Annotated in this window: 26 protein-coding genes; 11 read left to right on the forward strand and 15 right to left on the reverse strand. The window is 60.1% G+C overall.

The window, feature by feature from the left end:
* Positions 1–100: 100 nt before the first annotated feature.
* Both HXX25_RS07580 and HXX25_RS07585 read left to right on the forward strand, forming a co-directional pair.
* Positions 101–724 carry a hypothetical protein gene (locus tag HXX25_RS07580; RefSeq protein ID WP_187165338.1) on the forward strand — a complete coding sequence of 208 codons (624 nt, stop codon included), beginning with the start codon at positions 101–103 and terminating at the stop codon, positions 722–724.
* A 19-nt stretch (positions 725–743) separates the two neighbouring features.
* Complete coding sequence (locus HXX25_RS07585) at positions 744–1,544, forward strand: hypothetical protein (protein WP_187165339.1); 801 nt, start codon at positions 744–746, stop codon at positions 1,542–1,544.
* Here HXX25_RS07585 and HXX25_RS07590 read toward each other — a convergent pair whose 3' ends face one another.
* Both HXX25_RS07590 and HXX25_RS07595 read right to left on the reverse strand, forming a co-directional pair.
* Positions 1,545–2,450 carry an ABC transporter permease gene (locus HXX25_RS07590; protein ID WP_187165340.1) on the reverse strand — a complete coding sequence of 302 codons (906 nt, stop codon included), beginning with the start codon at positions 2,448–2,450 and terminating at the stop codon, positions 1,545–1,547.
* A complete protein-coding gene (locus tag HXX25_RS07595; protein WP_187165341.1) occupies positions 2,447–3,379 on the reverse strand; it encodes an ABC transporter permease in 933 nt (310 codons plus the stop codon). Before HXX25_RS07595 ends, HXX25_RS07590 begins: the two co-directional genes overlap by 4 nt.
* A gap of 327 nt (positions 3,380–3,706) precedes the next feature.
* Between HXX25_RS07595 and HXX25_RS07600 the strand changes: the two genes are divergently transcribed.
* On the forward strand, positions 3,707–4,633 hold the full coding sequence (locus HXX25_RS07600; RefSeq protein ID WP_187165342.1) for a hypothetical protein: 927 nt from the start codon (positions 3,707–3,709) through the stop codon (positions 4,631–4,633).
* Here the strand turns inward: HXX25_RS07600 and pdxH are convergent.
* On the reverse strand, positions 4,624–5,289 hold the full coding sequence (pdxH, locus tag HXX25_RS07605) for a pyridoxamine 5'-phosphate oxidase (RefSeq protein WP_187165343.1): 666 nt from the start codon (positions 5,287–5,289) through the stop codon (positions 4,624–4,626). The genes HXX25_RS07600 and pdxH overlap by 10 nt on opposite strands.
* Before the next feature lie 151 nt (positions 5,290–5,440).
* On the opposite strand from pdxH, the gene HXX25_RS07610 reads away from it, so the two are divergent.
* The 4 genes from HXX25_RS07610 to HXX25_RS07625 all read left to right on the forward strand — a co-directional run bounded on the left by HXX25_RS07610 (position 5,441) and on the right by HXX25_RS07625 (position 9,330).
* Positions 5,441–5,869 carry a hypothetical protein gene (locus HXX25_RS07610; protein WP_233346590.1) on the forward strand — a complete coding sequence of 143 codons (429 nt, stop codon included), beginning with the start codon at positions 5,441–5,443 and terminating at the stop codon, positions 5,867–5,869.
* Positions 5,870–5,919: 50 nt separating this feature from the next.
* Positions 5,920–7,008 carry a chorismate synthase gene (gene aroC, locus HXX25_RS07615; RefSeq protein WP_187165345.1) on the forward strand — a complete coding sequence of 363 codons (1,089 nt, stop codon included), beginning with the start codon at positions 5,920–5,922 and terminating at the stop codon, positions 7,006–7,008.
* 96 nt (positions 7,009–7,104) lie between these two features.
* On the forward strand, positions 7,105–8,448 hold the full coding sequence (locus HXX25_RS07620; RefSeq protein ID WP_187165346.1) for a hypothetical protein: 1,344 nt from the start codon (positions 7,105–7,107) through the stop codon (positions 8,446–8,448).
* Between the two features lie 132 nt (positions 8,449–8,580).
* Complete coding sequence (locus HXX25_RS07625) at positions 8,581–9,330, forward strand: hypothetical protein (RefSeq protein ID WP_187165347.1); 750 nt, start codon at positions 8,581–8,583, stop codon at positions 9,328–9,330.
* A gap of 2 nt (positions 9,331–9,332) precedes the next feature.
* Here the strand turns inward: HXX25_RS07625 and HXX25_RS07630 are convergent, their stop codons facing one another.
* From HXX25_RS07630 to HXX25_RS07680, 11 genes are all read right to left on the reverse strand, one after another.
* The gene (locus HXX25_RS07630) at positions 9,333–10,067 is read right to left on the reverse strand and encodes a TlyA family RNA methyltransferase (RefSeq protein ID WP_233346591.1); all 735 of its coding nucleotides are present in this window, start codon (positions 10,065–10,067) and stop codon (positions 9,333–9,335) included.
* 4 nt (positions 10,068–10,071) lie between these two features.
* Positions 10,072–11,988, reverse strand: a complete 1,917-nt coding sequence (gene dxs / locus HXX25_RS07635; protein ID WP_187165348.1) for a 1-deoxy-D-xylulose-5-phosphate synthase — start codon at positions 11,986–11,988, stop codon at positions 10,072–10,074.
* 20 nt (positions 11,989–12,008) lie between these two features.
* Complete coding sequence (locus HXX25_RS07640) at positions 12,009–12,896, reverse strand: polyprenyl synthetase family protein (RefSeq protein ID WP_187165349.1); 888 nt, start codon at positions 12,894–12,896, stop codon at positions 12,009–12,011.
* Positions 12,896–13,141 carry an exodeoxyribonuclease VII small subunit gene (locus tag HXX25_RS07645; RefSeq protein ID WP_187165350.1) on the reverse strand — a complete coding sequence of 82 codons (246 nt, stop codon included), beginning with the start codon at positions 13,139–13,141 and terminating at the stop codon, positions 12,896–12,898. Before HXX25_RS07645 ends, HXX25_RS07640 begins: the two co-directional genes overlap by 1 nt.
* A gap of 64 nt (positions 13,142–13,205) precedes the next feature.
* Complete coding sequence (locus HXX25_RS07650; RefSeq protein ID WP_187165351.1) at positions 13,206–13,799, reverse strand: histidine phosphatase family protein; 594 nt, start codon at positions 13,797–13,799, stop codon at positions 13,206–13,208.
* Positions 13,800–13,844: 45 nt separating this feature from the next.
* Positions 13,845–14,783 (reverse strand): histone deacetylase family protein, encoded by a 939-nt coding sequence (locus HXX25_RS07655; protein WP_187165352.1) that lies wholly within the window; start codon positions 14,781–14,783, stop codon positions 13,845–13,847.
* A 39-nt stretch (positions 14,784–14,822) separates the two neighbouring features.
* Positions 14,823–15,227: an SET domain-containing protein gene (locus tag HXX25_RS07660; protein ID WP_187165353.1), complete on the reverse strand. Its 405-nt coding sequence runs from the start codon at positions 15,225–15,227 to the stop codon at positions 14,823–14,825.
* A gap of 136 nt (positions 15,228–15,363) precedes the next feature.
* Positions 15,364–16,236 (reverse strand): NAD(P)-dependent oxidoreductase, encoded by an 873-nt coding sequence (locus HXX25_RS07665; protein ID WP_187165354.1) that lies wholly within the window; start codon positions 16,234–16,236, stop codon positions 15,364–15,366.
* A gap of 17 nt (positions 16,237–16,253) precedes the next feature.
* Positions 16,254–16,994 (reverse strand): signal peptidase I, encoded by a 741-nt coding sequence (gene lepB, locus HXX25_RS07670; RefSeq protein WP_233346592.1) that lies wholly within the window; start codon positions 16,992–16,994, stop codon positions 16,254–16,256.
* Between the two features lie 44 nt (positions 16,995–17,038).
* Entirely contained in the window at positions 17,039–17,359 is a 321-nt protein-coding gene (locus HXX25_RS07675; protein WP_187165356.1) for a YbjQ family protein, read from the reverse strand.
* Positions 17,356–17,583: a hypothetical protein gene (locus HXX25_RS07680; RefSeq protein WP_187165357.1), complete on the reverse strand. Its 228-nt coding sequence runs from the start codon at positions 17,581–17,583 to the stop codon at positions 17,356–17,358. The genes HXX25_RS07675 and HXX25_RS07680 overlap by 4 nt, the downstream gene beginning before the upstream one ends.
* Positions 17,584–17,686: 103 nt before the next feature.
* Here HXX25_RS07680 and HXX25_RS07685 point away from each other — a divergent pair, with 103 nt between their 5' ends.
* Positions 17,687–18,064, forward strand: coding sequence for a hypothetical protein (locus tag HXX25_RS07685; protein ID WP_187165358.1), 378 nt, complete (start codon positions 17,687–17,689; stop codon positions 18,062–18,064).
* Here HXX25_RS07685 and HXX25_RS07690 read toward each other — a convergent pair.
* Positions 18,061–19,839, reverse strand: coding sequence for an acyl-CoA dehydrogenase (locus HXX25_RS07690; protein ID WP_187165359.1), 1,779 nt, complete (start codon positions 19,837–19,839; stop codon positions 18,061–18,063). The two genes, HXX25_RS07685 and HXX25_RS07690, sit on opposite strands and share 4 nt — an antisense overlap.
* Positions 19,840–19,946: 107 nt before the next feature.
* Between HXX25_RS07690 and HXX25_RS07695 the strand changes: the two genes are divergently transcribed.
* The 3 genes from HXX25_RS07695 to HXX25_RS07705 are packed head-to-tail and all read left to right on the forward strand — an operon-like array spanning position 19,947 to position 21,688.
* Positions 19,947–20,537: a YceI family protein gene (locus HXX25_RS07695; protein ID WP_233346593.1), complete on the forward strand. Its 591-nt coding sequence runs from the start codon at positions 19,947–19,949 to the stop codon at positions 20,535–20,537.
* A gap of 3 nt (positions 20,538–20,540) precedes the next feature.
* A complete protein-coding gene (locus tag HXX25_RS07700; RefSeq protein ID WP_187165361.1) occupies positions 20,541–21,128 on the forward strand; it encodes a cytochrome b in 588 nt (195 codons plus the stop codon).
* A gap of 5 nt (positions 21,129–21,133) precedes the next feature.
* Positions 21,134–21,688: a YceI family protein gene (locus HXX25_RS07705; RefSeq protein WP_187165362.1), complete on the forward strand. Its 555-nt coding sequence runs from the start codon at positions 21,134–21,136 to the stop codon at positions 21,686–21,688.
* The last annotated feature ends 32 nt before the right edge of the window (positions 21,689–21,720 follow it).

Consider the following 21,720-nt stretch of genomic DNA (forward strand, 5'->3'; position numbering starts at 1 on the left):
TCAATCTGTAACTATGCGTCTGGTATTGCGTCTCACGGTCGACAGGACCCAAGCGCTCACGCATAGTCTGCGAAATCGGACAACTGATAGCAAGTGTATCATGAACACGCGATTACTATTCCTTCCCTTCACGCTGCTGATCACAGCCCCGGCCTCGGCTCAGGATGTGTCCTCCCCGCTCTCGCCGCTTTTCGAATGCCGGCAAATCAGCGATGCGACCGCACGCCTCGCTTGCCTCGATTCGGCTGTTGATCAGCTCTACGCATCCGAAGGCAGTGGCGACGTCGTGGTGGTCGGCCGCGATGACATTGAAGCGGCAGAGGAAGCCACCTACGGTCTCGACATTTCCGGATTGAGATTGCCGGGCCTTATGAACTTCAACCTGTCCGGCGGGGAATCCACAGACCTCGCCAATGCCGCCGCGCCGGCTGCCGGTACCGAGGCGGAATCCGCTTCGCATCGGGTAGAGCGTAACGATGCAGGCGAAATTACACGCATTGAGGGCCTCGCGATCGAGAATCTGGAACGCGGTGCCTACAACCGGTTGATCGTGACTCTGCAGAATGGCCAGGTCTGGCGGCAGATCGACGACACCCGCATCATCTATTCCCGCCGCCAACCCGTGTCGGAAATGTCCGCCGCGGTTCGTAGCGCGGCACTGGGATCACATCTGATGGACCTCAACGACAGGGGCCGCTGGTTCCGTGTCCGCCGTGAACGATAAATCAAAGGAAAGATGCGGAATGCGCAAACAATCCGAACTCAAAATCTCCATTTTGTCCGCAACGGCTCTGGGTCTGATGATGTCATCCAGTGTCTGGGCGCAGTCGACAGACCCGATTGATGATATTCTGGTCTGTCAACAAATCGCCGACGAAGCCTCAAGGCTTGCCTGCTTTGATGCCGCCGCCGGACGCCTCACCGAAGAACGCGACAACGGTCTGGTTGCCATTTACCGGCAGGACGTCGAGGCTGTAGAGCGCGACTCCTTCGGCTTTGATCTGCCCAGCATGCCGCGGTTAAGCCTCTCCATGTTTGGCAATGGTGGCGGCAATTCACCGGATCCGCTGGATCCGGCTTCGACACCGGAACGCCTGGCCGCCGCAGAAGCCGGCGAACCGGTTGAGCCTGTTCGCAGTGCACCGCAACCGTCACCGGCGCCGGACCAGGCAACCACAGACGAAACCGAAACGGAATCCCGCGGCATCTTCGCGCGCCTGACAGGCCGTGGCGAGGAAGCCTCACCGCCACCTCCGGCGGCATCGCAGGGTGAACCCGTCAATGGTGTGCAGGTCGTCGAGCGCGACAATGAAGGCGGCGTCGAACGTGTCGTCATGCAGATCGAGCGGATACGGTCAATGGGCTATAATCGCCATCGCTTCTATATGACAAATGGTCAGGTCTGGGACCAGTCCGCGGCCGCCCGCATCAGCTACGATGAAGACGAGACAAACTTCGCTGAAATCCGGCGGGCGTCACTCGACAGCTATCTGATGCAGATCAACGGTCGCGGCCGTGCCATCCGTGTTCACCGTGACCGGTAACTAGCGGTCTTTCGGATCGATGGCGTCCCGGACGCCATCGCCGATAAAGTTGAAGCAGAACAGCGTCAGCATCATGGTTGCGGCGGGGACAATCAGCGTCCACGTCGCAATCTGCATGTCCTGGGCGCCAAAGGCGATCAACCGGCCAAGCGAAGTCAGCGGCTCCTGAACGCCCAACCCCAGGAAGCTCAAGAAGCTCTCTGCCAGAATCACGACCGGAATGGTCAGCGTCACATAGACGATCACCGGACCCAGCACGTTCGGAATGATATGCCGGCGGATAATCGCCAGGCGCGAAACACCGGCTGCCTCGGCCGCCTCGACAAATTCCATATTCTTGATGGCAATCGTCTGGCCGCGCACAATCCGCGCCATGGTCAGCCATTCCACCGCACCGATAGCGACGAAGATCAGGATGATATTCCGGCCAAAAACGACCATCAGAATGATGACGAAGAAAATGAATGGCAGGGAATAAAGCACATCCACAATCCGCATCATGACCTGATCCACACGGCCACCGATAAAGCCCGCCGTTGCGCCCCAGAAGACGCCGATTACCAGCGAAACCATAGACGCGACAACGCCGACCATCAGGGACACGCGCAGGCCGATCAGCGTCCGGGCGAACAGATCGCGCCCCTGAGCGTCGGTGCCGAAAATATGCAGGTTATCAAACGTCGGCGCCATCCAGACGCTTTCACGATAAATCGTTTCATGGCTATGCGGCCAGACAAAGGGACCAACGATGGCAATCACCACCAGCAGTCCCAGAATGATCATGCTGCCAACAGCCGCCTTGTTGCGGAACAGGCGCGCAATCGCGTCATCCCAGAGCGAACGGCCCTCGACAGCGGCCGTTTCGATGGCCGCCGCATTTTTCTCGGATCCAATCGTTGTGTTCATTCGAACTTCACCCGTGGATTCAACGCCGCATAAACAAGGTCAGCAAGCAGATTGAGAAGTATGATCAGCGAGGCGTACAGGATCACCACGCCCATGACGACGGTATAGTCACGCTGAAGCGCAGCCATCACGAACTGGCGGCCAATCCCCGGGAGCTGGAAAACCTGCTCGATCACGATAGAGCCCGTCACCAGCGCCGCGGACGCCGGGCCGATATAGCTGACCAGCGGCAGTATGGCAGCGCGCAAGGCGTGACGGAACAGCACGGCGGTTCCCGAAAGACCCTTGGCACGCGCCGTACGGATGTAATTGGAGCGTAGAACCTCGATCATGCTGGCACGCATCAGCCGCGAAACGATGGCAATCTGCGGTAAAGCCAGTGTCACAACTGGCAAAACGAGGCGTTCCGGCGTCATGCCATATCGCGGATCAAGCCCCCCAACCGGCAGCCAACCCAGTCCGATGCCGAACACCAGAGCCAGAATCGGACCCATCACAAAGGGCGGAATCGTAATGCCGCCCATGGCAAAGCCCATAACGGCAAAATCCGTAAACTTGTTTTGCCGCAGGGCCGCAAGCGCGCCCATGAGGGATCCGACCATCAGGGCCAGCAGGATCGACAACCCGCCAATCGTGGCACTGACCGGAAAACCCTCGGAAATAATGTCGGAAACCGTCTTGTCACGAAACCGCAGTGACGGCCCGAGGTCGGCTTGTGCGAGATCCCCCAGATAGGCGAAATACTGTTCATGCAGGGGACGGTCAAAACCGAAGTGTTCCAGAATATTCTGGCGCACTTCTTCCGGCATCGGGCGCTCGAGATCAAATGGACCTCCGGGCGCGGCGCGCATCATGAAGAAAGCGACTGTGATAATAACCAGTAGTGTGGGTATGGCGATCAGAAATCGCCGGGCAATATATCCGAACATATACGTGCTAACCCTGCTGGTGTCTGGTCACCGTTTCATGCGGCGCACCGGAATGTCAATCAATAGTCCGCCGCAGTACAAAACTGTGATCTCCTGCGACAGCGTCGTCATCCGATGCCGAAAAGGCACTGGGCGCGGCCTGTACGGCAGCAAGCATTAACAGAACCAGAACAGCCCTGCGCAAACGCGCTGACACAAAATTGATAGCTTGCACCCATCCCGGCATGATACAGCCCCGTTTCAACTCGGGGCTTCCCTCGCAAGCTTTGGACCGTTAATCACAATATAAGTGTGCCCATTCACGGGCGATATGGACAGGACGCGAGCATGAATAGCGCCTTCTGGTGGTCAGACTGGGCTTATCGGGATGGGGTCGTCTCGGTCAAAAGCACAGGGCACAAACTGCCCTTGCGCGGTAAATTCATCGCCGTTTGTCTGAACTGGCTGGTTTTCTATGTCTGCATGGAAGCCTGGCGCCTGGTATCGCTACGACAGCGCGGCCCGCGAATAGCATTCACCCCGCAACGGCCCCGCCCCTGGTATTTCATTTGGGCCTGTACGCACGCCATTGGTGGCCGGATCGTCCGCAATCAGGCCAAAGCCGATCTGACCATCTATTTCGAGGACACCACCGCATCGCCGCCGCCTCAGCTGCCACAAACGGCGGCCCATATGAATTTTGGATGCTGTGACGTCTCCAAATCTCATGTTGCCAATATCTTCGAGCAGACTTTTGGCTATGCCATTGCCGTCGACCCCTCGAAATATGTCGGCCCGGTCGTCGAGAAATCGGAAATCAACGGCGCCCATGACGGCCGCGTCCTGCAAGCCCCGTTCGAGCCGAAGCCCGGCTGCGCTTACCAGCGCCTTGTGGATAATCGCTGCGGCGACAGCCAGGTCATGGACTATCGGTGCGTGATTGTGGGCCGGGAAATGCCGCTTCTCTTCGTCAAGCGCCGGAAGATCGGAAAGCGCTTCACCAACATCAATTGCGATGTCCGGCTGGTCGAAACCTCCGAGACCTTCTCCGAGACCGAAACCGCCCAGCTCATTGAATTCGCCGCTCGCATGGGGCTGGAATGGGGCGCAATGGATGTCCTGAGAGACCAGATGGATGGCCGCCTTTATGTCGTGGACGTCAACAAGACAAACATCGATCCGCCCATCGCCATGCCGTTGAAAGACAAGCTTAAAGCCACGTCTCGCGTCTCAAAGTCCCTGAAAACCTTCGTCGACGCCCGCGCTCAGGGATAAAGACGGTTCGTCGTCCACCCGGCGTCCTGGCGATCAAATACAAGCCGGTCATGAAGCCGGAAGGGCCGATCTCTCCAGAATTCAAAATGCACGGGATTCAGTCTGAAACCCGACCAGTGGTCAGGTCGCGGCACACTCCCGACCCCGAAGCGCGCAGCTGTCTTCGCCACCGCCTTTTCCAGCGCAAATCGGCTTTCAAGCGGGCGCGACTGTTTCGAGGCCCAGGCCCCGATCCGGCTGTCCCGGGCGCGGGACGCGAAATATGCGTCCGCTTCCTCGGACGTGACCGGTGTTACGCCGCCACGCAGCCGGACCTGCCGGCGAAGGCTCTTCCAGTGAAAGCATAGGGCCGCCTGCGGATTGGCGCCGATCTGCAAACCCTTGGCGCTTTCCAGATTGGTATAGAAGACAAAGCCATCGGCATCGAAATCCTTCAAAAGCACCATGCGAACATCGGGAAGGCCGGTTTTATCGGCTGTTGCCAATGCCATGGCATTCGGATCATTGGGTTCCCTGAGCTTTGCATCCGCAAACCAGTCGGCGAAAAGAGCGAAAGGGTCATCCCGGTCGAATATCTCGGCGGCATTGGCATCTGCCGTGGCCTGATAATCCTCCGCACTCGGGGATCGGGGAATTTCGCTCGTCTTCCGGGTCATGATCTCAGCTCCTCGCTGCAAAACGATATAGGCGCTTCCGCCGCGTCAACCAATCAGGAACCTTCATCAACTTACGTTGCGGACTATGTGGGGATCTGATCCGGATATTGCGCGCGCACTCAAGGCGCTGGGCCTCGGTCCGGAGGCATCAATGCCGGAAGCCAAATCCGCGTTTCGGCAAGTCGCCAAGCGCCTGCATCCCGACCACACCCCACCCACGCCGGAAACGCTGTCCAGACTGGCCGAAGCGGTCCACGCGATACGGACACTGGAAAAATCCGATTCACTGGAAGTCGAACTCGCGCTGTCGCCGGGCGACGCACGGGACGGCGTCACGCGAACCGTGACCCATCGCGGCCGGAACGGTTTGTTTCGAATATTGCCGGATTCCGCTTCCGGCACGCGCATTGCGGCGATTGGTGATCCGGCGTTCACAATCGTGATCCGTATCGAGGCGCAGACACAGACAAGTGCGCCAACAACGGAGGCCGGGTTGAACCGTTTCGTGGATGACTTTGTTAAAGGCTCGCCAACCGCTCGTCTGGCGGGCTGGCTGCGAAAGGCCCGCTCGGCCGCGTGACGCTGCCGCCCGACTGATCTAGCTTGCAGCCTGAAAGAACGGGCCAACCCATGTCGAACAATACATTCGGTCGATTATTCCGCGTCACCACCTGGGGCGAAAGCCACGGGCCGGCGCTGGGTGCCATTGTCGATGGCTGCCCCGCAGGACTGCGTCTGGATGAAGGCATGATCCAGCCCTGGCTGGATAAACGCCGGCCGGGCTCCAGCCGCCATGTCTCGCCCCGTCAGGAAGCAGATCAGGTTCAAATCCTGTCAGGAACATTTTCGGACGACCGGACCAATGGCCCGGTGACGACGGGTGCGCCGATTTCGCTGATGATCGAAAACACCGATGCGCGATCGAAGGATTATTCCGATATCCGCGATAAATGGCGGCCGGGCCATGCCGACTACACTTACGACGCCAAATACGGTGTGCGCGATTATCGCGGCGGCGGGCGGTCCTCGGCGCGGGAAACCGCGGCACGCGTCGCGGCTGGTGCCATTGCCCGTCAAATTCTGGGTCCAGAGATTCTGATTCGCGGCGCGCTCATTCAACTGGGTGACAAAACCATCGACCGATCCTCCTGGGACTGGGATGAGACCGGCCGCAATCCGTTCTTCTCACCCGATGCAGGCATCGTCGAAATGTGGGAAGCCGATCTCGATCAGCTTCGCCGCGACGGCTCCTCGACGGGTGCCATCGTCGAACTTCATGTCACCGGCCTTCCGGCCGGATGGGGCGAGCCGGTTTACGGAAAGCTGGATGCAGAGCTCGCCGGAGCCATGATGTCGATTCCTGCCGCCAAGGGCGTGGAAATCGGCGCCGGATTTGCCGCAGCCGCCATGCGCGGCGAAGAGGCCGCCGATGAAATGCGCGCCGGTGAGGACGGCCCCGAATTTCTGAGTAATCACAATGGCGGCGTTCTGGGTGGCATTTCAACGGGTCAGGACCTTGTCCTCCGTATCGCCATCAAGCCGACCTCCTCGATCCGGACCGAACGCAAAACGCTGGACCGGGATTTCAACGAGACAACCATTTCGACAAAAGGACGCCATGATCCCTGTGTGGGCATACGGGCCGTCCCCGTCGCGGAGGCCATGGCCGCAATTGTGCTGGCCGATCAGATGCTCCGCCACAGAGGACAAATGGGCTAACCTGAACCGGGCGTTCATATTAGCGTCATGACGGCTTCGTTAACCTTGTGGCAATGGGTCGCCCCTGTGCGGCTTATCCGAAAGGAGAAGCAATCCATGCTTACAATCAGACTATCTTCGCTGGCCACTGCAACGGCACTCGCCATTGCAATGGTGGCTTCCATTGAAGCCCCTCAAGCCGAGGCTCTCTATCAACAGACCGACGCACCCCTTCTGGGCGCATCGCTCGATACCAGCCAGGACGTCACGCTCGCGCAGAATGATGGCCGGCGCGGGGGCCGCGATGAACGTGCCCGGGGTGGACGCGGCGGTGGCGACGGTGCCCGCGGTGGCCGTGGTGGACGCGGCAATGACGGCGCGCGCGGCGGACGTGGCCCACGTGCTGGCGGAGCGGTTCTGCCAAATGAATCCGGTGGTATGAGAACAGCCACTGTACCCAATGGCGGCGATCGCGGCGGCAGGGGCGCCGGTGGTGGCCGCGGTGGAAATGATGCCGGCATCCGCGGCGGACGCGGCGGTGGCGGTGATGGTACCCGTGGCGGTCGCGGTGGTCGTGGTGAAGGTGTCCGTGGCGGTCGCGGTGGTGGTGCCTATACCGGCTCCGGCGGCCGCGGTGGCCGCAATGATGGCGCGCGCGGCGGGCGCGGTGGCGGAACCTATACCGGTTCCGGCGGACGCGGCGGGCGCGGCGACACCTATCGGGGTGGTCACGGCGACCGTAACGACACTTATCGCGGAACACGTGGCGGTCGCAATGACGTCTATCGTGGAACGCGTGGCGGTCGCAATGATGTCTATCGCGGAACGCGCGGCGGCCACAACAACGTGTATCGCGGCGGTCGTGACGTCCGGGTCAACCGCTACAGCGGTTATCGCGGCGGCCACACCTTCCGCGACTCGCGCGGTTCCTATCGTCGAGGCTATGTGAATGGCCGCCTGGATGCCCAGAGATACTATGGCAATTATCGCCGTCCGGTCCGCAATAGCTGGCGCTATCATGCCCGTTATTATGATCGCGGGTATAACAGCCACAATTACCGCTATTATGATCGCGGTTGCCGGTCGAACGGTGATCAGGTCCTGGCCGGTGCCATTCTCGGTGCCCTGTTCGGGGTCGCCGTGGCGGATGATGATGCCGCTGGCGCACTGGTCGGAGGCTTCTTCGGCGCGGGTATCGGCTCTGCCCTGAATGCCTGTGATCGGGGTCAGCTGCACTATGCCGTCAGCTACTCCTTCGCCAACAACAGCCCGTATTACTGGAACAATCCCCATTCGGGTGTTCGCGGCGTGGTCTATGCCCGCGACTACTACACGGTCGGCAATCGCCGTTGCCGTTGGGGCGATGCGGAGATCTACATGCCGGATGGCAGCTTTGTGATCGACGAGGTGCGCATGTGCCAGGATGCCTATGGCCGCTGGCAGGTTGCAAACTACCAGTAAGCCATAACCATTGGCGAACAGAGAACCGGCTCCTGAACAGGGGCCGGTTTTTGTTCATCCTGGGCTCATCCGGTTTGGCATAGGTTTTGATCAGGAGGTCAGACAGACTGGCCTCGGAAATGGAGTTTTATCATGATCGGTTTTCGTACACTGCTCGTTTCAGCCGCATCGGTGATGGTGCTCGTCCCGGCGGCGCAGGCTCAGTATCAGTACCAATCGCAGACCGAATGCGAATCCAATCGCCAGGGCCGCCAGGTCGCCGGTGCGATCGTCGGGGCCATTCTCGGCGGCGTGATTGGCGCGGAAATCGAAGACGAAATCGATGATCGCGACAGCTATCGCGGCCGGGGATATCGTGGTCATCGCGGCTATCGCGGCCATCGCGGCCGCGGCGGCTATCGCTATAATGAGCGCCATGACAATGACGTCGCCGTTGTGGCCGGTGCAGGCCTCGGGGCCCTCGTCGGAGCTGGCGTGGCGGGCGGTCAGCCTTGCGACCGGAATTACAACAATCGCAATACCGGCTATTACAACAATGATTATGGCCGTCAGGACCCGTATTACGATAACGGCTATAACAATTCCGGGTACAATAACTCCGGCTATACCGATAACGGCTATTACGACGACGGCTATTATCAGGACGGATATGCCGACAATAATTACGGCAATGATCCCTATTATGGCAGCACGACGCAGTACGGAAATGAGGGCCTGGCCGGCGCTCCTGTAACGTCAGGCCGCGTGTATCAGGCGGGCACACCCCAGACCGGCAATTGCCGCTGGATGACCACCCGCAGCCAGAACCAGTACGGCACGGTGACGGCGAATGACGTCTATATGTGCCAGGGCGTCGATAATATCTGGCGTCCGGCGCAGTAGCGCTAACCCTTTCGGGCGTGGACGAGGAACTCCCGGTTTCCGTCCCCGCCCGCAATCGGGCTGTCGGTCACACCGCGAATCTCAAAGCCGTACCGGCCATTCAGCCAGATCCGGAACCGTTCCAGCGCCGCCCGCAGGGCGGCGTCATCTTTTACCAGCCCCCCCTTGCCGACATGCAGGCGGCCCACCTCGAATTGCGGCTTGAACAGCGCAATCAGGTCACAGCGCGCCGCCGCCAGAGAGAGGGGCGTATCGATCACCTTCGCCAGCCCGATAAAGCTGGCATCACAGGTGATGATCTCCGGCGGGGCCGGCAGACTTTCCGCCGTCAGTTCCCGCGCATCCATCTGCTCAAGAGACGTCACCCGCGCGTCCTGCCGGAGCGTTGAATGAAGCTGGCCCGTGCCGACATCTACCCCGGTGACGTGGCGGGCTCCGGCCTCCAGCAAAACCTCGATAAAGCCACCGGTGGAGGCCCCGACGTCGAGACAGGCCTTGCCCGTCACATCGACATCAAATTCGTCCAGAGCGCCTTTCAGCTTCAATGCGGCGCGGCTGACATAGGGGTGGAGTTTTTCAGCCGAGATCACCGCGCCTTCGGCAACCGCAAGGGAAGCTTTGCGGACGACTTGGCCATCGACCAGCACTTTCCCGGCCTCGATCGCCGCACGCGCCTGCGCCCGGCTGTCAAATTGTCCGCTTGTGACGAGATAGACGTCCAGCCGGGTCTTGCTCACGGCCTTATTGTGCAGCGCCGATAACGGCGGCAGCCTCGTCCTCGCGTCCAAGCGCGTCCAGCACGCAGCTGACGATGTGCGGCGATGTCAGGCCGGCCGTGTCATACATGGCGTCCGGCGAGTCCTGATCCTGGAAAATATCCGGCAAGGTCATCGTGCGGATCTTGAGCCCCGCATCCAGCGCCCCGCGATCCGCCAGCATATGCAGAACGAAAGCCCCGAACCCGCCGCGCGCGCCTTCCTCGATGGTGATCAGAACTTCATGCTCGCGCGCCAGACGCAGGATCAATTCCTCGTCCAGCGGCTTGGCAAAGCGCGCATCGGCCACGGTGGCGGAAAGCCCCCGCGCGGCCAGATCGTCGGCAGCCTTGAGTGTTTCCTGCAAGCGGCCACCCAGCGACAGGAGGGCGATATGGCTGCCTTCCCGGACAATGCGGCCCTTGCCGATGTCCAGCGGTTCGGCGTTGTCGGGAATATCGATGCCTGTCCCCGATCCACGCGGATAACGGAACGCGCTGGGGCCATCATCAATCGCAACAGACGTCGCCACCATGCGGGCCAGCTCGGCCTCATCCGACGCGGCCATCAGGACAAAGCCCGGCAGCGCCCCGAGAAAGCCGATGTCAAAGGAACCGGCATGCGTCGCACCATCGGCACCGACCAGACCGGCCCGGTCAATGGCAAAACGGACCGGAAGTTTCTGGATCGCCACATCGTGGACAACCTGATCATAACCGCGTTGCAGGAAGGTCGAATAAATGGCCGCAAAGGGCTTCATCCCTGCTGCCGCCAGTCCGGCAGCGAAGGTCACGGCATGCTGTTCGGCAATGCCGACATCGAAGGTCCGGTCGGGGAAGGCCTCTCCGAACAGATCCAGCCCCGTTCCGCCGGGCATGGCGGCGGTAATGGCGCAAATGCGGTCATCGCGGTCGGCTTCGCGGATCAGCGATTGCGCAAACACTTTTGTAAAGCTGGGAGGACCACCGGCTGACTTCTTCTGCTCTCCGGTGATGACATTGAATTTTGCAACGCCGTGATACTTGTCATCCGAGGCTTCGGCCGGCGCATAGCCCTTGCCCTTCTGGGTGACGACGTGAACCAGCACCGGGCCCCGGTCAAAGCTCTTCACATTCTTCAGAACCTGGGTCAGCGTTTCCATGTCATGGCCATCAATCGGGCCGACATAGTAAAAACCCATCTCCTCGAACAAGGTGCCGCCGACGGCCATGCCGTGCGCATATTCCTCCGCCTTGCGGATGGTCTTTTCGAGACCGACGGCTTTCGCCATCGCCTTGCCGACCTTGCGGAAGGAACGATAGCCGCGCGACGAGACGAGATTCGCGAAATAGTGGCTCATGGCACCGACAGGCGGCGCAATGGACATGTCATTGTCATTCAGAATGACCACCATGCGCTTGGCCATCGCGCCGGCATTATTCATGGCTTCGTACGCCATGCCGGCCGACATCGCGCCATCGCCAATGACCGCAATCACATTGCTGTCTTCGTCTTTCAGATCACGCGCCACGGCAAAACCAAGCCCGGCGGAAATGGAGGTCGAGGCATGGGCCGCACCGAACGGATCGTATTCGCTTTCGGAGCGCTTGGTGAAGCCCGACAAACCGCCGCCCTGGCGTATCGTACGAATCCGGTCCCGGCGGCCGGTCAGAATTTTATGCGGATAACATTGATGGCCCACATCCCAGATCAAGACGTCTTTGGGAGTGTCGAAGACGTGATGCAATGCCACGGTCAGCTCGACCACGCCCAACCCGGCTCCCAGATGCCCCCCGGTCGTCGAGACCGCATCAATAGTCTCGGTCCGCAATTCGTCGGCCAGCATCATCAAACTGGCGAGATCCATATCCTTCATGTCTGCCGGAGAGGACACAAGATCGAGGGTGGGAGTTTCAGAGGCCATCAGCTTTCGCTTTCAGTTCTTTAAGAGCGCCGTTCAAGCACATAATCGGCCGCCCGTCGCAGAAGGTTCGCACTTTCACCAAAAGGTTCAAGGTGATCCTTCGCCTGCGCGGCAAGACGACGCGCCCTGTCTCGCGCACCATCAAGGCCAAGAATGGTCACAAAAGTGGCCTTGCCTTGATCATCGTCCTTGCCCACGGCTTTTCCGGCCTCGTCCGCATTACCTTCAGCATCCAGCAAATCGTCGCGAATCTGGAAAGCCAGACCGATATCATGGGCATAGCCTTCGAGGGCGCGCCGCACATCAGAGCCGGCCCCTGCCAGAATGGCACCGGCCTCGGCCGAAAACGCTATCAGCGCGCCGGTCTTCATCCGTTGCATGCGCGTGATCACATTGATGTCGGCATTTGCGCGATCCGCACTCATATCGATCATCTGCCCGCCGACCATGCCACGCGCCCCGGAGCATGCCGCCAGACGGGCTATGAGTTCAATCCTGCGCGCCGAGCTGGCATCCGTATCCGGGCTCGCCAGCAGTTCGAAGGCAAAGGTCTGCAGGGCATCCCCGGCCAGCACAGCGGTGGCCTCGTCATATTCCTTGTGGACCGTCGGACGTCCACGGCGGACATCGTCGTCGTCCATGCACGGCAAATCGTCGTGGATCAACGAATAGGAATGGATGCACTCAATCGCAGTAGCGACGCGCAACAGCCCGCGTTCATCGGCCCCGACAATCCGGCCGGCCTCGATGGTAATGAACGGACGCAGCCTCTTTCCGGGTCCCAGCGCCGCATACCGCATCGCAGACAGAAGGGCCGATTCCGGGCCATTGGCGCGCGGGAGCAAGGCGTCCATGGCCACGGTGACGCGATCAGCGGTCTCCGCCAGAAGGGCGCGAAAATCGTCCATCAGGTCAAACCGGCATCTTCCGTTTTTACCTGCCCGTTATCATCCAGAACGATTTTCTCGACCTTGAGTTCAGCTTCGCGCAGCTTTTTCTCGCAATGGGCCTTCAGCGCCGCGCCGCGCTCATAGATCGCGATGGACTTTTCCAGTTCGACATCACCGGACTCAAGTTGCTGAACGATGGCTTCAAGCTCGGCCAGAGCCGCTTCAAAGCTCATGGTGTCGATGGAGGTTGGTTCGTCGGACATACAGTCCTCCCGGATTCAGTCATCAAACTATGCGGGCGGCAGGCCCGCGGCAATCACATACGGCTCAGTCGCAACGCTCATAACGGCGGCTCGACCAATAGATATCGCCTCCGTCCTGAACGCATTTCCAGCCGCGGCGGCGAAGGGGTGGACGCAGCATCCGGTTAAACCAGCCATGCGCACAGAGAACAACGGGTCCGTTTTGTGCGGCAATGACCAGCTTGTCGGCGGCACGTTCAGCCCGCAGCTCTGCTTCGCGGCGTGTCTCCAGACCGCGCGACGCGCCAAACCACCACCATATCCGGGCATAAACGCCCCAGGTGCCGGGCTTCAGCGTGCCGATCATCTGTGGCGGCGGCAACGGGGCCTCGACGAAGTCGGGATCGATCACCAGCCGCCGATTCGGGGCCGCAGCGCGCGCCGTTTCAATCGCGCGCGGCAAGGAACTGCAAAACACCACAGACGCCTCGGCAGCGGCCTTCACCAACAGGTCAGGCGGTGTCTGACCGGGCGCAAGGCCCGCCGCATCATAGCCCTTCCACCAATGCTCATAGCCTTGCCAGTCAATGCGCACCGTCCGGTCAGCATCAGGCTGTCCATGACGGGCGATTGTAATGGAGCCGGGTTGCGGCTTTTCATGGGAAAGGGTCTCAGCCATGAAGTCCGTGGTTCGGGGCGTTACAGGGCCGCCGACCGGCTCCCCCTAGCCTATCGACAGTGATTCGGTAAATGCGGCAGCCGAACGGCCCAGCGCTCCGTTGTCGTAACCGCCCTCAAGGCAACACACAAGCCGCGAGGATGCCGTTTTGCGCGCCAAATCACACAGCCGCGAGGCGGCCCAGATATAATCGCCCTCATCCAGCAGCAGTCCCCCCAAAGGGTCCGCCCTGTGTCCGTCAAATCCGGCAGAGACCAAGAGAAATTCCGGTTTGAAGGCGGCAATGCGCGGAAACAGGTCATTGTCCAGCCGCGCGCGCCACGTCGCGCCATCGCAACCGGCGCCAACCGGGACATTGACGACATTTCCATTCAGTCCGGTTTCGTCTTCCATGCCGGTGCCGGGATAGAGCGGCGACTCATGGATCGACGCAAACATGACGCGCGGCTCGCTTTCAGCCAGATCCTGCGATCCGTTTCCGTGATGCACATCGATATCGATGATGGCGACACGCGAGAGGCCGTGATGCTCCAGCGCATGCATGGCCGCCACGCCGACATTGTTGAACAGGCAGAACCCCATCGGGCGGTCGCGCTCTGCATGATGTCCGGGCGGACGGGTGGCGCAGAAGGCTGCCTCCCCGTTGCCCGCCATGATCATGTCGACGGCCTGCACCGCAGCACCGGCCCCGCGCAGGGCCGCATTCAGCGATCCCCGGCACATGAAGGTGTCGAAGTCGAAGCCATGAAAGGCTTCATGGTCGGCGGGCTCGCCGTTGAACACGGCGTCGACATGGCGGGCCGTATGCATCCGCCCCACTTCCTCGCGGCTTGCCGCCCGCGCCTGGATTCGATCCAGACCCGCCAGAGAGGGTGTATCGGCCATGGCATCAAGAACGGCCCGCAAGCGAACGGGATTTTCGAAATGCGGCGGTGGCACGCGATGATCAAAGCCGGCATCGGAGGTCAGAATGAGTATTTTCATCCTCCCGATCTAGACCGATGAAGCTCTGGCGGGAAGATGTCAGATATGCCGGTTCTGAAAATCCTGCACACGCGACGGCAGGATCACGAGACTGGGCATGAATTCGTTGTAATTACAGGTCAGCTCCTCGCCCTTGCGGATCGCCCGCCGGGCAAAGCCGTCACCGTCGGCGCGAAACTCGATCGCCGCATCATCGCTATGGTTCAGAAACCGGGAATGGTCGCCATCCAGAAGATAGCCGCCCAGACCGGCATCGAAATAGGCATAGCGCTCTATGAAGCGCTGATAGACCGGCGAGGCGCGCTCCAGTTCTTCAGGGGTCACGACCCGGTCGATGGAGAGGTCGAGTGTCCAGACGCGCGCGCCTTTCCGGACCGGCTCGGCAGCAAACACGCCAACGCCCTCGATCAGGCTGGGACCGGCAAAAGTATCAATGAGCAACATGGGTCGAAAACGCCAATACAGCCTGCGTCGACAGGCTGGAAAGACAAGCGAATCTACCGATCCGCAGAGTACGACGCTCCAACGCCCATATTGGGAGTTTTACGAAAAACGCAAATCACATTTTTCGGTACACCGATCAGTGCGTCAGCGACACATTCATGATGTTGACGCCGTCCGGCGCAGGCGGGTTTTCCGGCACAAAGAAGTCCGGCAGCAATTCCTCGCCCGGCGAGACCGAATACTGGTCCAGATCGGTCACGCCTTCGGACACCAGGAAGCTGTCATCGATCAGGAAATTGCCTGTGAAACTCGCCGCCGGCTTGTTCAGTACATGATAGGCTGTGTCGGCCAGAATCTCCGGCTTGCGGCAATTCTTGAAGGCTTCCGTGCCGGCCAGAACATTGGCAATCGCGGCGGTGGCGACAGCGGTGCGCGGCCAGATGGCGTTTGCGGCAATCTTGCCCCTGAACTCACCCGACCAGCCCAGAATGCACAGGCTCATGCCGTATTTCGCGCTGGTATAGGCGACATGCGGCGCGAACCATTTCGGATCCATATCCAGTGGTGGTGACAGCGCCAGGATGTGCGGGTTTTCGGATTTTTCCAGATGCGGCAGGCATTTTTGCGTCACCAGAAAGGTGCCGCGCGCATTGACCTGATGCATCAGATCCCAGCGCTTGATCGGCGTCTCGGCCGTGGACCGCGGGAAAATCGCCGAGGCATTATTGATGACCGCATCAATGCCGCCGAAATGATCCACGGTTCTGGCGATGGCCTGTTCGACATTGTCCTCCTCGCGGATATCGACGACCAGCGGCAAGGCCTTGCCGCCAGCCTTCTCGATCGCCTCGGCGGCGGTATAGATCGTGCCTTCCAGCTTCGGATGCGGATCAGTCGTCTTGGCAGCAACAACAATATTCGCCCCGTCGCGCGCACAGCGCTCGGCGATTGCGAGGCCAATGCCCCGGCTCGCGCCGGTAATGAAAATCGTTTTTCCTTCAAGCGACATGTCGCCCTCCCCCGGGACTAGTATTGTAATCCGCGCCAGACCCGTCCGGTCGGGCAATAAAGCCCGTCCTCACGGCGGCAACGATTCAGCGTGAACATGACGGTCTCTGCCCGGCCAACGACTTCCGTGAGATCGATATAGCCGGGGCCACCGCCTTGCGGATATTGCGGATTGGGCGCAACGCGGCTGTCGGTCGAGCTGTCACGATTATCGCCCATCACGAAAATCTGGCCCGCCGGCACACGGAAGGGGCCGGCATTGTCCAGAGGATAGGAATCCGAGCGCTCGTAGATGTCGTGCGTCACGCCATTGGGCAGGGTTTCCAGATAGGCATCGACGGTCACCGGCTGGCGTCCGCGATGATCGAGATAGGTGCGTTGTCCCACGGGTGCGCGCTCGACCATCTCGCCATTGATGAATAACCGACCATTCTGGACCATGATCACATCGCCCGGCAGGCCGATGACGCGCTTGATCAGATTGCGGCGCGTTTCCGGCGTCCGGAAAACAATGACGTCGCCGCGCTCGGGGTCGCGCGGGAAAATCCGTGTGTCGAGATTGTCCGGCAGATAATAGCCGAGCCCCAGCGGCAGCGAATGGCGCGAATAACCATAGGCCCATTTGGACACCAGAACCCGGTCGCCCACTTCCAGCGACGGCTGCATGCTTTCCGACGGGATGTGGAAAGGCGCAAACAGGAAGGTGATAATGGTCAGCCACACCGCGGCCACACCTGCAAAAAAACGAATTGTATCCATAACTTCACCGGCCGCATTTCCGGCCAGCCTTTTTATTGTCGACATCACTTGAGTTTTACCGCCGTTCCATAGGCCAGAATTTCTGATGACCCTTCCATAATGGCCGAGGTCGAGAAACGAAAGCTGATGATGGCGTCAGCGCCCATTTCTTGCGCATTTTTAAGCATCCGCGCATAGGCCTCATCGCGGGATTCTTCCAGCAATTCGGAATATTCATTCACCTCTCCGCCCAGAAGATTGCGGATCGAAGCGAAAATATCGCGAACAAAAAACCGCGCCTTCACGACGCTGCCACGGCAAATGCCGAGAATTTCACCCACCTCGCGGCCGGGAATGTCATGCGCCATGGTCACGGGAAGGGTCATGAAGAGCTCTTCTCATTGCCGTCCGTCCGTTCCTCGACGGCTGTCAGGAAAACCAGCGCAATGCCGGCAGACGGAATGACGGCAAGGATGAGCCATAATATCGACCAGGGAAAGGCAAGTATCCAGTCAGAAAGCCGGGCAATCGTGATCGCAATCGCCAGCGCGATGGCGCCTCCGAATACCAGCCCGTATCCGAGCCGCAAGCGGGTCTGAATGCGCTGCATGGGGGATTGCCTCCGTCGGACCTTTTCTGGTCATATTTCTATGGTGCGTTGCACCGGCAACGAAAACAAGCCTTTAAAGGTATGTCAGACGATCGAGGCGCAGATGAAAAATGTCACTCCCCAACCCGTAGCGACCGAAAATTCCGACGATCGGCTGATCGCCGGCATCGGGTATGTCCTGTTTCTGGTCGGCCCGACCAATCTGGTGACGATGATTATCGCCGCCGTCATCGCCTATATGCGGCGGGACAAGGCGCCGGAATGGATTGCCACCCACTATGAGTTCCAGCTTCGCACCCTGATTTATGCGGCCGCATTGCTTGTCGTTTCGATAATCTGCGCGGTGACTGTCATCCTGCTGCCGGTCGCCATACTCATCTGGGCGCTCTGGTCGATCTGGGTGATTGTCCGCGTGATAGTCGGCCTGATCCGGCTGGTCGACGGGCGGCCCAATCCGGACCCGACGACCTTCTGGGTCTAGGCGCCCAGAGCGGCATCATCCGCCAGCACGGCCATGCCGGACTGGATACCCGCGAGCGCGGCCGGGGCCGTACTCAGAACCGTCTCCGCAAAATGCCGCGCCAGCGTGATCTTGCCATGAGCGAAGGCCGGGTCGCCCTCGGCATTCTTCAAACGCCGCTGCGCTGAAACCGCACCGACGCACAAGAGCCAGCCGCCGGTCACATCCCCCGCCAGCTTGAGAAAGGCGGTCGCTCCGGCCAGCACATCCGAGCGATCCCGTCCGGACGCGGTCGCCCACTTGGCCGCCGCTTCCAGCGCATCTGCTGCCGGTGCGAGCCGCTTGGCCAGCTTGGGTAGTTCCGGATTGGACGAGGTCGCACAATCCTCGACGGTCTGCCGGATATCGGCCAGCAATTCGCGGATCGGCGCGCCTCCGGCCATGGACAGTTTGCGGCCGATCAGATCCATCGCCTGAATGCCGTTGGTGCCTTCATAGATCGGCGCGATCCGGGCATCGCGATAATGCTGGGCCGCACCGGTTTCCTCGATGAACCCCATCCCGCCATGAATCTGGATACCGAGCGAGGCGACCTCGACCCCGACATCGGTTGCCCAGGCCTTGGCAATCGGCGTCAGCAATTCCTCGCGACGCTTCGAATAGGCCCGGTCTTCCGCGTCCGGCTCGAATTCGGCCTCATCAGCCGACACCGCACAATTATAGCAAATGGCGCGCGCCGCCTCGATTTTGGATTTCATCGTCGTCAGCATCTGACGGACATCGGGATGGTGGATGATGGCGTGCGGCCCATCGCCTTCCGCGCCGGGCGCGCGGCCCTGTTTGCGGTCCAGCGCATAGGCCAGCGCCTGTTGATAGGCACGTTCGGCAATGCCGACGCCCTGAACGCCCACGGCCAGCCGCGCGGCATTCATCATGATGAACATCGCCGCCATACCGCCAAATTCCTCGCCGATCAGCCAGCCCTTGGCACCCGCCATTTCCATGACGCAGGTCGGGCTGCCATGAATGCCCAGCTTGTGCTCCAGGCCGATGGCCTGGATCGCATTGCGCTCGCCCAACGAACCATCCTCATTCACCAGGAATTTGGGAATCACGAAAAGCGAGATGCCTTTTGTCCCGGCGGGACCATCCGGCGTACGCGCCAGCACTGTGTGGATGATATTCCCGGCGCAATCATGCTCCCCCCAGGTGATGTAGATTTTCTGGCCACTGACCGCCCAGCTGCCATCGCCATTGGGTTCCGCCTTGGTGCGCAGCGCACCCACATCAGAACCCGCCTGCGGTTCGGTCAGCTGCATGGTCGCCGACCATTCACCGGTCAGCAATTTCGGCAGATACATGGCTTTCTGTTCGTCAGAGCCCTTGGCAATCAGCGCTTCAATCGCGCCGAAGGTCAGCATCGGGCCAAGGCTGAACGCCATATTGGCCGACTGCAGTGTCTCCATGACGGCGGCGCCGAGAACGCGCGGAAGGCCCATCCCCCCGACTTCGGTTGGAAATTGCAGGCCTTGCCAGCCGCCCTCGACGAATTGGGCATAGGCTTCCTTGATGCCTTTCGGCGTCGTCACCACGCCATCGTTCAGCGTGCAGCCTTCCAGATCGCCCGGCCGGTTCAGCGGCGCGAGCACATCGCCTGAAAACCTGCCGGCTTCCTCCAGTATCGCCGCCGTCAGATCGGATGACAGTTCCGGGAAGGCTCCCGTGGCCTTCAAGCCGTCCATGACGGCGATCTCTTCCAACGCAAAGCGAATGTCATCAATTGGTGCGCGATACATGGCCGGTCCCTCAGCTATTCCTCGCGACAAGATAACGCGGGAAAACGCCGCGTCGACCATTTGGAGATGCGGCAAAACACACTATCCTGTTTTCCATGAGATTTCTCTTGCCGGTTTTGATTCTCTCGATGGTGACGGCCTGCGTTAGTGCGCCGACACGAGACCCTGCCGAATTGCCGTCCGGCACATGGCAGCTGGATACCGATCACGCTTCGGTGCACTGGCGATCCCGGCATTTCGGACTGGCCTGGTACACGGCGCGCTTCGACCGGATAGATGCCAGCCTGACCTTTGATCCGGCCGAGCCGGGACAGGCCAGTATGACGGCCATCATCGACGCCGGTTCGGTTTCGACCGGTAATGAAACCTTCGACGACACATTGCGCGGACCCAACTGGTTTTCGGCCGAGCGTCATCCCCAAATCCTCTTCCAATCCAGCTATATCGAAGTCACGGGCGAGGAAACGGGCATTGTCGAGGGAGAGCTGACCATTCGCGGCGTCACCCGTCCGGCGCGCATGGACATCACTTTCTATGGCGGAAACTTCAACTTTCTGGAAAACAGGGATGTCATTGGTTTTGGAGCCGATATGGTCGTTGCCAGAAGTGATTATGGCATTGGTCCCTTCATTCCCGCAGCCATTGCCGGAGATGAAATCAGGATCCGGATCGAGGCGGAATTTCTTCGCGAGGAGTAGACTATGACGACGCAATCCAACCGGTACACCACGGTCGCGATCACCCTGCACTGGCTGATCGCCATCCTTATTGTCGTGATGATTTTTGCCGGCTGGCAGACCGACGATCTGCGCCAGGCCCTGTTTGAAGGTGACACTTCCGTCGATCCACAAACCGTTGCCTTTCTGTTCAACTGGCACAAGACCATCGGCATTCTCATACTGGCGCTCAGCGTTTTCCGGCTTGTCTGGCGGCTGACCCACAAACAGCCCTCTTTGCCGGACGGCATGAATGCTTTTGAACGCTTTGCCGCAACGGCAACGCACTGGGCATTCTATGTCCTGATCATCGGCATGCCGCTGGCCGGATGGATCACGGCTTCGGCATCGGGCTTCCCGAGCTTCTTTTTCAATTCGGAGAGTCTGCCGATCCCGGAACTCATGGGAGAGAATGAGGCCGTATATGGTGTTGTGTCCCAAATCCATTCGAAAAGCGCATGGGCGATTCTGGTGCTGCTCGGCCTCCATATTGCCGCCGCATTGAAGCACCATTTTATCGACCGTGACGATGTTCTGACCCGCATGGTCGTATTTCTGAAGCCAAGAGGCTGAAACCGATGAAGCTCCTCCCCCTTGCCCTGTCGCTTCTGGCGGCCGGCCCCGCCTTTGCGAGCGACTGGACACTGGACAGAGACGCCAGCACAGTACGCATCGAGACCACGGCATTTGGCCGCGAGGTCACCGGCACCTTTACGGATTTCAATGCCGAGATCCGTTTGGATCCGGCCCATCTCGACAACGCCCGTATTGAAGGTCTTGTAGACGTCACCAGCGGTGATACCGGCAATGCCCAGTATAATTCCCAGATGACGGGCAATTCCGGGCTGGACGGAGATGATCATCCGGTCGCCGACTTTGTTTCCGAGACGATCTCGCTTGGCGATGATTGCGAAGATGGTGATGGCGTTTGCTATGTGGCGAATGGCACATTGACCCTCGCCGGTAACGCCCAACCGGCCGATCTGTTTTTCCGGCTTTCGATCGACGGAGACCGTGCGGTCGCCAATGGTCAGATCACCGTCCTCCGTCAGGAATTCGGTATCGGTTCGCGAGAATGGGGCGATGCGGCAACAACCGTCGAGGTTCGCCTGCATATCGAAGCCACGCGCTAAGCGGTCTTGATCAAGCTGCGCTCCCGGCGCTA

Origin of the sequence: Hyphobacterium sp. CCMP332 (assembly GCF_014323565.1) — a bacterium.
In the GTDB taxonomy this organism is placed as follows: Bacteria; Pseudomonadota; Alphaproteobacteria; order Caulobacterales; family Maricaulaceae; genus Hyphobacterium.